Source organism: Pseudomonas sp. NFACC46-3, from assembly GCF_900114515.1.
In the GTDB taxonomy this organism is placed as follows: domain Bacteria; phylum Pseudomonadota; class Gammaproteobacteria; order Pseudomonadales; family Pseudomonadaceae; genus Aquipseudomonas; species Aquipseudomonas fluorescens_Q.
This window is the reverse complement of the sequence record NZ_FOTH01000027.1, coordinates 69,434-81,236: the sequence shown is the minus strand read 5'-3', so window position 1 is coordinate 81,236 and position 11,803 is coordinate 69,434. Positions and strand designations below refer to the sequence as shown.

General features: G+C 59.8%; 14 protein-coding genes. 4 read left to right on the top strand and 10 right to left on the bottom strand.

Features of this window, described 5'->3' with window-relative positions:
- Positions 1 to 165: 165 nt before the first annotated feature.
- The gene (locus BM300_RS23050) at positions 166 to 447 is read right to left on the bottom strand and encodes an HU family DNA-binding protein (RefSeq protein WP_003205289.1); all 282 of its coding nucleotides are present in this window, start codon (positions 445 to 447) and stop codon (positions 166 to 168) included.
- Between the two features lie 396 nt (positions 448 to 843).
- Between BM300_RS23050 and yejK the strand changes: the two genes are divergently transcribed.
- Both yejK and BM300_RS23040 read left to right on the top strand, forming a co-directional pair.
- On the top strand, positions 844 to 1,848 hold the full coding sequence (yejK, locus tag BM300_RS23045; protein WP_014340016.1) for a nucleoid-associated protein YejK: 1,005 nt from the start codon (positions 844 to 846) through the stop codon (positions 1,846 to 1,848).
- Positions 1,848 to 2,204: a glutaredoxin family protein gene (locus BM300_RS23040; RefSeq protein ID WP_063324525.1), complete on the top strand. Its 357-nt coding sequence runs from the start codon at positions 1,848 to 1,850 to the stop codon at positions 2,202 to 2,204. Before yejK ends, BM300_RS23040 begins: the two co-directional genes overlap by 1 nt.
- A gap of 121 nt (positions 2,205 to 2,325) precedes the next feature.
- Here BM300_RS23040 and BM300_RS23035 read toward each other — a convergent pair whose 3' ends face one another.
- The 5 genes from BM300_RS23035 to BM300_RS23015 all read right to left on the bottom strand — a co-directional run bounded on the left by BM300_RS23035 (position 2,326) and on the right by BM300_RS23015 (position 6,263).
- Positions 2,326 to 3,261, bottom strand: a complete 936-nt coding sequence (locus BM300_RS23035; RefSeq protein WP_063324524.1) for a glutathione S-transferase family protein — start codon at positions 3,259 to 3,261, stop codon at positions 2,326 to 2,328.
- A gap of 79 nt (positions 3,262 to 3,340) precedes the next feature.
- The gene (locus tag BM300_RS23030; protein WP_092464132.1) at positions 3,341 to 3,664 is read right to left on the bottom strand and encodes a GIY-YIG nuclease family protein; all 324 of its coding nucleotides are present in this window, start codon (positions 3,662 to 3,664) and stop codon (positions 3,341 to 3,343) included.
- A 40-nt stretch (positions 3,665 to 3,704) separates the two neighbouring features.
- Entirely contained in the window at positions 3,705 to 4,175 is a 471-nt protein-coding gene (locus BM300_RS23025; protein ID WP_092345965.1) for a nuclear transport factor 2 family protein, read from the bottom strand.
- An 87-nt stretch (positions 4,176 to 4,262) separates the two neighbouring features.
- Entirely contained in the window at positions 4,263 to 5,567 is a 1,305-nt protein-coding gene (locus BM300_RS23020) for a CynX/NimT family MFS transporter (protein WP_092146871.1), read from the bottom strand.
- Between the two features lie 36 nt (positions 5,568 to 5,603).
- Complete coding sequence (locus tag BM300_RS23015) at positions 5,604 to 6,263, bottom strand: FadR/GntR family transcriptional regulator (RefSeq protein WP_092146869.1); 660 nt, start codon at positions 6,261 to 6,263, stop codon at positions 5,604 to 5,606.
- A gap of 164 nt (positions 6,264 to 6,427) precedes the next feature.
- Here BM300_RS23015 and BM300_RS23010 point away from each other — a divergent pair, with 164 nt between their 5' ends.
- Positions 6,428 to 6,739, top strand: a complete 312-nt coding sequence (locus BM300_RS23010) for a type II toxin-antitoxin system MqsR family toxin (protein WP_092146868.1) — start codon at positions 6,428 to 6,430, stop codon at positions 6,737 to 6,739.
- A complete protein-coding gene (locus tag BM300_RS23005; RefSeq protein WP_003178333.1) occupies positions 6,736 to 7,218 on the top strand; it encodes a type II toxin-antitoxin system MqsA family antitoxin in 483 nt (160 codons plus the stop codon). The genes BM300_RS23010 and BM300_RS23005 overlap by 4 nt, the downstream gene beginning before the upstream one ends.
- Positions 7,219 to 7,277: 59 nt before the next feature.
- On the opposite strand, the gene BM300_RS23000 is transcribed toward BM300_RS23005, so the two are convergent.
- The 4 genes from BM300_RS23000 to BM300_RS22985 form a co-directional block, all read right to left on the bottom strand.
- The gene (locus BM300_RS23000; protein ID WP_003178331.1) at positions 7,278 to 8,042 is read right to left on the bottom strand and encodes an amino acid ABC transporter ATP-binding protein; all 765 of its coding nucleotides are present in this window, start codon (positions 8,040 to 8,042) and stop codon (positions 7,278 to 7,280) included.
- Positions 8,043 to 8,053: 11 nt separating this feature from the next.
- The gene (locus BM300_RS22995) at positions 8,054 to 9,151 is read right to left on the bottom strand and encodes an amino acid ABC transporter permease (RefSeq protein ID WP_063324519.1); all 1,098 of its coding nucleotides are present in this window, start codon (positions 9,149 to 9,151) and stop codon (positions 8,054 to 8,056) included.
- Between the two features lie 10 nt (positions 9,152 to 9,161).
- Positions 9,162 to 10,343 carry an amino acid ABC transporter permease gene (locus BM300_RS22990; RefSeq protein WP_063324518.1) on the bottom strand — a complete coding sequence of 394 codons (1,182 nt, stop codon included), beginning with the start codon at positions 10,341 to 10,343 and terminating at the stop codon, positions 9,162 to 9,164.
- 65 nt (positions 10,344 to 10,408) lie between these two features.
- On the bottom strand, positions 10,409 to 11,440 hold the full coding sequence (locus tag BM300_RS22985) for an amino acid ABC transporter substrate-binding protein (protein WP_092146866.1): 1,032 nt from the start codon (positions 11,438 to 11,440) through the stop codon (positions 10,409 to 10,411).
- Between the last annotated feature and the right edge of the window lie 363 nt (positions 11,441 to 11,803).

Sequence of the window (11,803 nt, the reverse complement as noted above, 5' to 3'; positions counted from 1 at the left end):
GCCCTGGAGCCCGGCGACGCGGTGGATCAGGTCGATTGAGTGAGCTTGAGAGGGGGCTGCTGCGCAGCCCAGCGGGAGCAAGCTCCCTCGCCACAGGTCACTTTTTTCGAGGCAACAAAAAACCGTGCCCGGATCGCTCCGAGGCACGGTTTTTTTACTGCGGTCTTACTTGTTGACCGCGTCGGTCAGGCCTTTGGCCACAACCAGCTTGATCACTTTCTTGGCAGCGATTTCGATGGCAGCGCCAGTCGAAGGGTTGCGGCCGGTACGGGCAGGACGCTCGGTGACTTTCAGCTTGCCAACACCTGGCAGAGTGATTTCGCCGCCATTTTCCAGCTGATCGGCAACGACTTGGCCCAGTTGGTCCAGCAGCGAACGCACGGTAGCTTTTGGTGCGTCTACAGATTCAGCCAAATCAGCGATCAGTTGGTCTTTAGTAAGAGCCATGTAGTGTTCCTTCCCTATCAAATTCATATGGATTGCAGAGTGCAGTGTCAGCCATCGAGCCCGATCTCTCTTGATCAGGCACCCTCGGCAATCACCACGACGGATCGGGGTAATAGATGCCGAAAACCGGGATTGGTTCGACCTGACAGATGCTGAATGCACGCTTAACGCAGTGACTTCGCGTAAGACCGGGCAAAACTAGCACAACGCCTCTGAAATATCCGCCTCTAGCTACCCATTTGGTCAGCTTTCTTGCGCTAAAACGTTAAAAAAATGCATATAGGATGTCGGACGGGTCTGAAAGGGCCTTTGCCGGGTTCCAAAACCAGTGATTGCGGTACACTGGGCCCCTTTTCGGGGAGCGCGCCCTCCTCTCTTTCAACAACCGAGAAATCCATGCCGATCCGTCATTGCATCGTCCACCTGATCGACAAAAAACCCGACGGCACCCCTGCTGTGCTCCATGCCCGCGACTCCGAACTGGCAGAGTCCACGGCCATCGAGAATATGCTCGCCGACCTCAACGAGAGTTATAACGCCAAGCAAGGCAAGGCCTGGGGTTTTTTCCATGCCGAGTCCGGGGCGCATCCGTTCAGCGGCTGGCTGAAGGAGTACCTGGACGGCGGCAAGGACTTCACCGCCTTCAGTCGCGTGGCGGTGGAACACCTGCAGAAACTGATGGAAGAGTCCAACCTGTCGGTGGGCGGCCACGTGCTGTTCGCGCATTACCAACAAGGCATGACCGACTACCTGGCCATCGCCCTGCTGCACCACAGCGAAGGTGTGGCAGTGACCGATGAGCTGGACGTGACCCCGTCCCGCCACCTGGACCTGGGCCAGTTGCACCTGGCGGCACGGATCAATGTGTCGGAGTGGCAGAACAACAAGCAATCGAAGCAATACATCTCGTTCATCAAGGGCAAGAACGGCAAGAAGGTCTCGGAATATTTCCGTGATTTCATCGGCTGCCAGGAAGGTGTCGACGGCCCCGGTGAGACCCGCACCCTGCTCAAGGCCTTCAGTGACTTCGTCGAAAGTGAAGACCTGCCGGAAGACGATGCCCGGGAAAAGACCAAGACCCTGGTCGACTACGCCAGCAGCCAGGCCAAGCTCGGCGAGCCGATGGGCCTGGAAGAACTGTCCGAGCTGATCGACGAAGATCGACCGAAAGCCTTCTACGATCACATCCGCAACAAGGACTACGGGTTGTCGCCGGAAATCCCGGCGGATAAACGCACCCTCAACCAGTTCCGCCGCTTCACTGGTCGCGCCGAGGGCTTGTCCATCAGCTTCGAAGCGCACTTGCTGGGCTCCAAGATCGAGTACGACGAAGAGGCTGGCACGCTGATCATCAAGGGCCTGCCCACGTCGCTGACCGACCAGCTCAAGCGGCGTAATTGATGCTCGGTAGGGTGCTGAAGAAATTCCTGCTGATTCTGCTGGTGGTGGTGGCCTACCAGAACTGGGGCAAGATCGAGCGGGTATTCAACCCGTCACAGATGGTTTCCGAGCAGATTCGCAGCAACGCCCGCGTCGTGCTGTATGCCACCGACTGGTGCGGCTACTGCAAGGCCACCCGGCGGTTCCTGGATGAGAAAGGCGTGCCGTTTCGCGAGTTCGATATCGAGAAAGATGCCGAAGCGCGCAAGGCCTACGAGGCGTTGGGCGGCCGGGGGATTCCGATCCTCGATGTGAATGGCACGTTGATGCGTGGGTATGAGCCGGAGCATATTCTCAAGGCGTTATCTGCCATCTAGTCATCGCCGCAAATCCCCTGTGGGAGCGAGCTTGCTCGCGATAGCGGTGGGTCAGCTTGCATCAATGCTGGATGTGTCGCCGCCATCGCGAGCAAGCTCGCTCCCACAGGTCATTCGTTGCTCAGCGCGCCTCGATCCGAAACCCGAACCGCGGAAAGTGCACATGCACCACCCCGCCACGCTCATCTTCGCGACGCAGGATCAATTCTTCGCGGCCAGCAAACAGTAACTCCCCAACCACCGGATCAACGCCATAGTCCGTCGCGGCTATGCTTACCTGCTGCCCTGCGGTGAACCCGTTCGGCTCTTCGAACGACTCATCCGGCAGCGCTTGCGGCGTCGCGTTGCGGGCAACGTCCAAGGCTTCTTCGGCACTCATCTGGCTCGAGGCACCATGGCCGAAACCCAACACCCGCGCCAACCAGGCCGAGACAGCCGGATAGGCATCCACCAGCGACGAGGTGACCGGAGTGCCCTTGAGGAACCACAGTGGATGGGCCATGGCGAAGTCGGCAATCGACGGATCACCCAACAGGAAATCGCCCTCCTCGCGCTGCAACTGTTGCTCGAGACGCGCCATGATCGTCGGCCATTGGTGCTTGGCCTGCTCGGCGGCCAAGCGTGTCGTCGTGCCGCCACTGAACAGCCCGGCGCGGTCGCTGATGAACGCCTTGATCGCTTCGGGCGATAGCTTGGCGAACCGCACCGCCACCGATTCCGGCTGGAACACCAGGCTCACCGCATGCTGGAACACCACCGAATCGGCCCACGCAGCAAAGGATGCGGCAAGCATTTCCCGGCCTTCGGGGAACAGCGCCGGCGAGGCTTTTTCCTGCTCCAGGCGGCGGGCCATCAGCGACGTATCGCAATAGATATCCGCGCCGACCTGCAACACCGGCGTCTTGCGGTAGCCACCCGTCAGCGCCGTCAGGTCAGGCTTGGGCATCATCGGCGGGATGCTCACCGAACGCCAGGACAGCCCCTTGAAGCCCAGCAGCAGCCGGGCCTTTTCCGCGAAAGGAGACGTAGGGTAATGATGAAGGATCAGCTCTGACATGAGATTAGCCACTGCAGGAATGAAGTCCTACAGCTTAGCGCGCCTGATCGGGACAGCCTACCGGCCTGATAAAGGCCTATCAGCCCGGCTGATCGAGCGACAGCGCACTGGCCACCAGGCATTCCTTGGCGCTTTTCTTGAGTTTTTTGATCAGCCGCTCCTGGCGCAGGGCCTCGCCCTTGTCGCGACAGGCCTCGGTGTACACCAAAGCCACTGCCGGGCTGGAAAGGAAGAAACGTGCACCCTTGCCACTTTGATGCTTGGTGAAACGCCGCACCGGGTCATCGCTGATGCCGCAGTACAGCGAACCGTTGGCCGCCCGCACCAGGTAGACGAACCAGGGTTTGTCCGGTTCGGCGGGGCCTTGTGCTGGCAGATCGGGAGAGGGGGTGGCGGTCGTCACTAGATGTTCAACAGGTCGGCAAAGACAAGCCGCGATCTTATCAGCGACTGGCCTGGAACGCCCGCAGCCCCTTGAGCGCCTGGGCCCTGACAGCGTTACGTACCAGTGGTGTCCAGCCCAGCAACAGGCCCTTGGCACCCAATGCCTGGCGAGACCAGCGCCACAGATCGAAGCTGTCGTGGTGCTCGCAGATCTTGCCGTCGCGAAAAACGAAGCGTGCCTGAATGTCATTGATCACCACGTTGCCGGTCTGGCTGAACAAGTACGTCGCCACCCAATGAGCACCACCGGTACGCTCATCACTGCGCACGTTATCGAAGGTCAGGGAAAAGTCCTTGGCCCGGGTCGTCAGCATGCGCCACATGTCGCCGGCATCGCGCCCGCGCAGCTCACCGAACGCCGGATCGCTGAACAGCACGTCGTCGGTGTAGCAAGCGCTCATGGCTTCGGCGTCCAGGCGTTGGAAGGCCTGGTAAAAACGGCTGATCAAGGCGTTATAGGCATCACTCATGGACAGGCTCCGAAAAACGTTTCAGTAGGCCAGCACGATAATCTGCCGCCGCCGGGAAGACTATCGTCATTCGCCATGAAAATGATATCAACGAAGATCAGCGACCCTTTCGCTGCTGACCCCGACGTACAACGCCCGGCCTGCGCCGATGCCGGCGATGATCGCCCCCAGGCCAACCAGGCCGAAGATCCAGCCCAGGGCGTTCCAGCCGCCGGTCAAGTCGTGGACCACACCCACCGCGAACGGCCCCAGCGACGCCAGCGTATAACCGAAACCCTGGGCCATGCCGGAAAGGTTGGCGGCCACGTGGGCGTCCCGCGAACGCAGCACGATCAGTGTGAGCGCCAGGCTGAATGATCCGCCCTGTCCCAAGCCCAGCAGGATCGCCCAGCCCCACAAGCCATCGAGCGGAGCGTAGAGGCTACCGAACAACCCGCCCAGGACCATGAGCATGACGATCACGATGGCCAGGCGCTGGTCCTTGCCACGTGTTGCCAACCAGGGCGCCGCGAGGGAACTGATCAACTGCACGATGACCGAACCGGATAGCACGAGCCCGGCCTGGGTCGGCGTCAGGCCACGTCCAATCAGGATCGACGGCAGCCAGCCAAAGACGATGTAGGCCAGGGACGATTGCAGCCCCATGTACAACGTCACTTGCCAGGCCAGGGGATCACGCAGCAAGCCGCGGACTCGATAAGCCACTTGGTGGGCACCGTGTTTCTCGCCCACTTGCGGTAACCAGAACACCGAGGCCAGCAGCGCCGGGACCACCCAGAAACCCAGGCCCAAGGCCCAGCTGTGGCCAAGCTGCTCGCTCAGCGGCACGGTCGCCCCGGCCGCCATCGCCGCGCCCAGGCACAAAGCCATGGTGTAGACGCCGGTCATGGTGCCGGCCTGCTTGGCGAAGTCGCGCTTGACGATGCCCGGCAACAGCACGCCGATCACACCAATACTCGCGCCGGCCAGGATACTGCCGACAAACAGCCCGACCTGGCCGAAGGCGCTGCGCAAGACAATCCCGCCCGCCAGCGTCAACAAGATCCCCAGCACCACGCGCTCGGCACCGAAGCGCCGCGCCAGCACCGGCGCCAGCGGCGCGAACAGGCCCAGGCAAAGCACAGGCAATGTGGTCAGCAAACCGGCCTGGGCAGCCGACAGGTCGAGGCTTCTTGACACTTCGCTGAGCAACGGCGCCATGCTCGACAATGCCGGACGCAGGTTCAGCGCCACCAGGATCAGCCCGAGCAGCAACAGCCAGGGCCGGCGCACCAACGGAGGGCGCTGCTGGGCCTGCTCATCGTCGGCCTCGGCGTCGATCAACAGTTCTTCAAGTTCGGCGGCGCGTTTGGGCGCCGTCGAAGTGGCAGGGTCAAGCAGGTCGCGGGACATGGAAAGCTCGGGTTCGGGGCTCAGGGTTTCAAGCGCTCAGGGTTCATTGATCAACTGGCGACACAGGGACTTGGCCCGTTGCGGGTCCTGTTGCTCGACGGCGTCCAGGATTTCGACGTGCAGGTCGAAGACATGTTGATGACGCGGGGCGATATTGAGGCTCTGGCGCAACTGTGCGCCGATGACGCTGGAGAAGTAGCGATAGAGTTCACTGAGCGCAGGGTTGTGCGCGGCATCTACCAAGAGGCGGTGGAACACCAGGTCGCAGGCGATGTACTGCTCCAGGTCGCCGTGATAATGCTCACCGCTGTCTTGCAGCGCCCGGCGCAAGGCAAGTAAATCCTCATCGGTGCGCCGCACCGCCGCCAGGCCAATGGCCTCCACCTCCAGGATATGCCGGGTTTCCCGGGCCTGTTCCAGCGAACAACGGGATAGCACCTTGAGCGTATCCAGCGGATCAACCACCGCCCGCACGTAGCTGCCATCGCCCTGGCGGATCTCGATCAACCCGGAAAACGCCAGCACGCGCATGGCTTCCCGCACGGTGTTGCGGCTGATACCCAGCTCCGCCACCAACTCCGGCTCGGTGGGCAAGCGCTGGCCGACGCCCCACACACCATCGCTGATACGCCGACGCAATTGTTCCAAGGCCTGGTCGACCAGGGAGCGTTTCATCAATGGAGAAATAGCTGACATAGAATTCGCCCTTTCATCCAATCATAGGATGAATTTTCTGACATGTTAGTCAGCTTCGCGTAGGACGGCAACCGCCTAGGGTCAACGGGAGGTAAAGAAACGAGATTTTCAATTAGTCAAAATTACCCTTTGAGGGTAATTTTAAGGACAAGGCACGCCGTTTCATGGAAAAGAACACACCCCACTACGCCTTGGCGGCGATACAGGCAGATGTCAGGCGACTTAAAGGGAAAGCGTTCACCAGCACTGCGAAGAACACTGCTCGGACGCTCGGTTTAAACGTCTCGGACATGCAGCAGGTCATTCATGGGCTTGAGCGAAAACAGTTCTACAAATCGATGACCACCTATGACGATCATCGAGTCTGGCATGACGCCTACCACGCCAATTCACACGGTCTGCAGATTTACCTGAAGGTGACGTACCGCCCCAGCGGAGGCCCACCGGTAATTTCCTTCAAGGAGAGAAACTCATGAAACACCAGCAATGCTTCAGCTGTGGTGCCCCGGAAGGCATGTTGCATTTCGAAGGTCGCGGCGAAACCATGAGCGTCAAGGGACTGGAACGCCGGGTCGATGACTTGTCTGGCTGGGAATGTCAGATGTGCGGCGAAGTCGAGCTCGATTCAAGCTGCTCGGATCGCTACGACCATGCAGGTGATGAGCTGGTCAACGCGGCCAGGCGAATGATCGGCGAAGAGATCAAACGTGTCCGGCGCAAACTGCATCTATCGCAAAAGGAAGCGGTACTGCTGCTATCGGGCGGTGGACACAATGCGTTTTCCCGCTACGAGCGCGGCGAGGTAGTGCCACCCAAGGCGTTGATCTTGCTGATGCGCCTGCTTGATCGCTATCCGCATTTGCTTGCCGATGTCCATGCCTTCGCTGAAGACGCAGACTTGCGGCAATTCAAAACGACGGTGCACAAGGAACACGAGACCCTCACGGCTTGCTGAGCGGCCCATTAAAAACAAACCCGGACAAGTCCGGGTTTATTTCACTGCCTAAGGCCGGATCAATGCAGGATCTGGCTCAGGAACAGCTTGGTGCGGTCGTTCTGTGGGTTGTCGAAGAAGTCGTTCGGCGCGGCCTGTTCGACGATTTCACCCTTGTCCATGAAGATCACGCGGTTGGCCACGGTGCGGGCAAAGCCCATTTCGTGGGTCACGCAGAGCATGGTCATGCCGTCTTCGGCCAAGCCGATCATGGTGTCGAGTACTTCCTTCACCATTTCCGGGTCGAGAGCCGAGGTCGGCTCGTCGAACAGCATGATTTTCGGCTTCATGCACAGGGCACGGGCGATAGCCACACGTTGCTGCTGACCGCCGGAGAGCTGGCCCGGGTACTTGTGCGCCTGCTCTGGAATGCGTACGCGCTCCAGGTAATGCATGGCGATTTCCTCGGCCTTGCGCTTGGGCATCTTGCGTACCCACATCGGCGCCAGGGTGCAGTTCTGCAGGATGGTCAGGTGCGGGAACAGGTTGAAGTGCTGGAACACCATGCCGACTTCACGGCGGATCGCTTCGATCTGCTTGAGGTCGTTGGTCAGTTCCACACCGTCGACCACGATGCGACCCTGCTGGTGCTCTTCCAGGCGGTTGAGGCAGCGGATGGTGGTGGACTTGCCGGAGCCCGACGGGCCGCACAGCACGATACGCTCGCCCTGCTTGACGTTCAGGTTGATGTCTTTCAACACATGGAACTGGCCGTACCACTTATTGACGCCCTGCATCTGAATAATGCCTTCAGGGCTCACAGGCTGTTTGATCGCTTCACTCATAAACTACGCTCCTAACGCTTGTGGCCAGTGTCCAGCTTGCGTTCCAAATGCATGGAATAGCGGGACATACCAAAACAGAAAATCCAGAACACCAGGGCGGCGAACACATAGCCTTCGGTGGCCATGCCCAGCCATTTCGGGTCGGCGGCAGCTTGTTTCACGCTGTTGAGCAGGTCGAACAAGCCGATGATGATCACCAGGCTCGTGTCCTTGAACAACGCAATGAAGGTGTTGACGATACCCGGGATCACCAGCTTCAGGGCTTGCGGCAGAATCACCAGGCCCATGCTGCGCCAGTAACCCAGGCCCATCGCTGCGGCCGCCTCGTATTGCCCCTTGGGAATGGCTTGCAGGCCACCACGCACCACTTCGGCAATGTAGGCCGACTGGAACAGGATCACCCCGATCAGCGCCCGCAGCAGCTTGTCGAAGTTCATGCCTTCAGGCAGGAACAGCGGCAGCATCACCGAGGACATGAACAGCACTGTGATCAACGGCACGCCGCGCCAGAACTCGATGAAGGTCACGCAGACCACGCGAATCGCCGGCATGTTCGAACGTCGCCCCAGCGCCAGGACGATGCCCAGTGGCAAGGCGCCGACAATACCCACGGTCGCGATCACCAGGGTCAGCATCAGCCCCCCCCATTGGCTGGTCGCCACGGCGTCCAGGCCGAACACGCCGCCGTGCAGCAGGCACCAGGCGCTGATCGGATACAGCACCAGGAAACTCAGGCCGTAGATTGCCTTGCGCGGGAAGCGCGAGATGAACAACGGCGCCACACCGATCACTGCCAGCCACACGGTCAGGTCGACGCGCCAGCGCAGGTCTGCCGGGTAGTAGCCGTACATGAACTGCCCGAAGCGCTGCTGGATGAAGACCCAGCAGGCGCCTTCCTTGGTGCAGTCGGCGCGGGTGGTACCGACCCAGTTGGCATCGAGGATCGCCCATTGCACCAGGGGCGGCACGATCAGGTAGATCAGGTAGAACGCGAACAGGGTCAGCAGCGTGTTGATCCAGCTGGAGAACATGTTGGCGCGCATCCACGCCACCACGCCGATGCTGCTGCCCGGCGGGGGCATGTCTGGTTTGAAAGTATGAGTCGTCATGCGCGTTTCCTCACCGCTCGATCAGCGCAATGCGCTTGTTGTACCAGTTCATCAGCAACGAAATGCTGATACTGATCGCCAGGTACACACTCATGGTGATCGCAATCACCTCGATGGCCTGGCCCGTCTGGTTCAACACTGTGCCGGCAAACAGCGAAACCATTTCCGGGTAGCCGATACCGGCCGCCAGGGAGGAGTTTTTCGCCAGGTTCAGGTATTGGCTGGTCAACGGCGGAATGATCACACGCAGGGCCTGCGGGATGATCACTTTGCGCAGGGTCGGACCGTTGCGCAGTCCCAGGGAACGGGCGGCTTCAGTCTGACCGTGGCTGACCGACTTGATGCCCGAGCGCACGATCTCGGCGATGAACGCCGCGGTGTACACGGTCAAGGCCAGGGTCAAGGCCAGCAGTTCCGGGATCAGCACCCAGCCACCGACGAAGTTGAAGCCCTTGAGCTCCGGCATTTCCCAATGCACCGGCGCACCAAAAAGCAGCGCGCTCAACGCAGGGATCACCAGGAACAACGCCAGGCCGACCCAGAACTTATGAAACGGCTCGCCTGTCGCTTCGAAACGCTTGTTGGCCCAGCGCGTCATCAGCACGATGGCGACGATCGCCAGCACTACGCTGATCACGAATGGCCAGAACCCTTCGGCCACCAGCGCGGCAGGCATGTTCAGACCCCGGCTGCTGACAAAGAAGGTGTCGCCGAAGTTATGGGCGGCCCGCGGTCCTGGCATGCTCAGGAATACCGCGAAGTACCAGAACAGGATTTGCAGCAGTGGCGGGATATTACGGAAAACCTCGACATAAACGGTTGCCAGCTTGGAGATGATCCAGTTCTGCGACAGCCGTGCCACGCCGATAATGAACCCCAGGATGGTTGCCAGGATCACGCCGATGAACGTGACCAGCAGCGTGTTGAGCAACCCGATGAGAAAGACCCGGGCATAGCTGTCCGCTTCGGTGTAGTCGATCAGGTGTTGGGCGATGCCGAAACCGGCACTGCGCTCCAGGAAGCCGAAACCGGAGGTGATGCCTCGGTGCTGAAGATTGGTTTGTGTGTTATCGAACAGAAACCAGCCCAGCGCGATAACCGCCACGACAGTGACGACTTGAAATACCCACGCACGCACTCGTGGATCGCTGAGGCTGAGCCTCTGCTTAGGTGCGCCGATTGAATTTTGCATGAAGTGCCCCGCAAAGAATGGAACAGAACATCACCCGGTGGTTGGCCCACCGGGTGATAGAACCATCAGCGCACTGGTGGTGCGTATTGAATGCCGCCAGCGTTCCACAGAGCGTTCAAGCCGCGATCGATTTCCAGCGGAGTGCCCTTGCCGAGGTTGCGCTCGAACATTTCACCGTAGTTGCCGACCTGCTTGACGATCTGCACAACCCAGTCTTTCGGCAGTTTCAGGTCTTTGCCGTATTCACCGTCAGCGCCCAGCATACGAGCGACGTCAGGGTTCTTGGTGGACTTGGCTTCGGCCTCGACGTTCTTCGAGGTCACACCCGCTTCTTCAGCGTTGAGCAAGGCGTAGCCAGTCCAACGGACAATGGCCAGCCACTCGTCGTCGCCGTTACGCACGACTGGGCCCAGGGGCTCCTTGGAAATGGTTTCCGGCAGAACCACGTAGTCCTTTGGCGAAGCCAGCTTGCTGCGCTGAGCGAACAGCTGGGATTTGTCCGAGGTCAGCACGTCGCAACGACCGGATTCCAGCGACTTGGCGCTTTCATCGGAGGTGTCGAAAGTGATCGGGGTGTACTTCAGGCCGTTGGCGCGGAAGTAGTCGGAAACGTTCAGCTCGGTGGTGGTACCGGCCTGGATGCAGATGGTTGCACCGTCCAGTTCCTTGGCGCTCTTGACGCCCAGCTTGTTGTTCGCCAGGAAGCCGATGCCGTCGTAGTAGGTGATGAAGCCTGGGAATTTCAAGCCCATGCCCGCGTCACGGGAGCTGGTCATGGTGGAGTTGCGCGAGAGCATGTCGATTTCGCCCGATTGCAGCGCGGTGAAGCGCTCCTTGGCGTTCAACTGGCTGAATTTGACCTTGGTCGCATCGCCAAATACAGCAGCGGCCACGGCACGGCAGAAGTCAGCGTCGATACCGACGATCTTGCCGTTCGAATCAGGCACCGAGAAACCCGGCAGGCCATCACTCACACCACATTGCACAAAACCTTTTTTCTGCACGGCATCCAGAGTTGCACCCGCCTGAGCGAACCCGCTGACACCAAGGACTGCTGCTGCAGTCATGACGGCCAGGGTGGATTTCAGTAACTTCATTCAAACCTCCAGTTTTGCTCTTGTTGTGTCGGAGCTCGAGTCCTGTCGCACCCTTTTGAGGCATTGCCGACCCTTGTTGGCTTTTTTTAGGGTCAACCGACGTCTGGACCTTCGCTATGAGTCTAATAATGAGGATGTCCGTAAACAGCGGTCATGCCCATCTCTCACCAATCGGCCGAACGGGCTGTAGCCCTTCACGTTCGCGAAGCCCGTAGCGGCTGCTGGCGAACATTCATCACCGGATTTCTGATATCCCATGCGTAGCGGTGAACTGATAGTGTTACCGCACAGCGTAAGAATCATCACTCAGGTACACCCATAGCAAAGCCCGTACCAGACCGCTGCGCTTAGCCCTTGTAAAAC

Excerpts from the sequence above, each read along its gene's own strand:
- BM300_RS23050 (WP_003205289.1), bottom strand. The coding sequence starts at position 447 with ATGGCTCTTACTAAAGACCAACTGATCGCTGATTTGGCTGAATCTGTA.
- yejK (WP_014340016.1), top strand. The coding sequence starts at position 844 with ATGCCGATCCGTCATTGCATCGTCCACCTGATCGACAAAAAACCCGAC.
- BM300_RS23040 (WP_063324525.1), top strand. The coding sequence starts at position 1,848 with ATGCTCGGTAGGGTGCTGAAGAAATTCCTGCTGATTCTGCTGGTGGTG.
- BM300_RS23035 (WP_063324524.1), bottom strand. The coding sequence starts at position 3,261 with ATGTCAGAGCTGATCCTTCATCATTACCCTACGTCTCCTTTCGCGGAA.
- BM300_RS23025 (WP_092345965.1), bottom strand. The coding sequence starts at position 4,175 with ATGAGTGATGCCTATAACGCCTTGATCAGCCGTTTTTACCAGGCCTTC.
- BM300_RS23020 (WP_092146871.1), bottom strand. The coding sequence starts at position 5,567 with ATGTCCCGCGACCTGCTTGACCCTGCCACTTCGACGGCGCCCAAACGC.
- BM300_RS23015 (WP_092146869.1), bottom strand. The coding sequence starts at position 6,263 with ATGTCAGCTATTTCTCCATTGATGAAACGCTCCCTGGTCGACCAGGCC.
- BM300_RS23010 (WP_092146868.1), top strand. The coding sequence starts at position 6,428 with ATGGAAAAGAACACACCCCACTACGCCTTGGCGGCGATACAGGCAGAT.
- BM300_RS23005 (WP_003178333.1), top strand. The coding sequence starts at position 6,736 with ATGAAACACCAGCAATGCTTCAGCTGTGGTGCCCCGGAAGGCATGTTG.
- BM300_RS23000 (WP_003178331.1), bottom strand. The coding sequence starts at position 8,042 with ATGAGTGAAGCGATCAAACAGCCTGTGAGCCCTGAAGGCATTATTCAG.
- BM300_RS22995 (WP_063324519.1), bottom strand. The coding sequence starts at position 9,151 with ATGACGACTCATACTTTCAAACCAGACATGCCCCCGCCGGGCAGCAGC.
- BM300_RS22990 (WP_063324518.1), bottom strand. The coding sequence starts at position 10,343 with ATGCAAAATTCAATCGGCGCACCTAAGCAGAGGCTCAGCCTCAGCGAT.
- BM300_RS22985 (WP_092146866.1), bottom strand. The coding sequence starts at position 11,440 with ATGAAGTTACTGAAATCCACCCTGGCCGTCATGACTGCAGCAGCAGTC.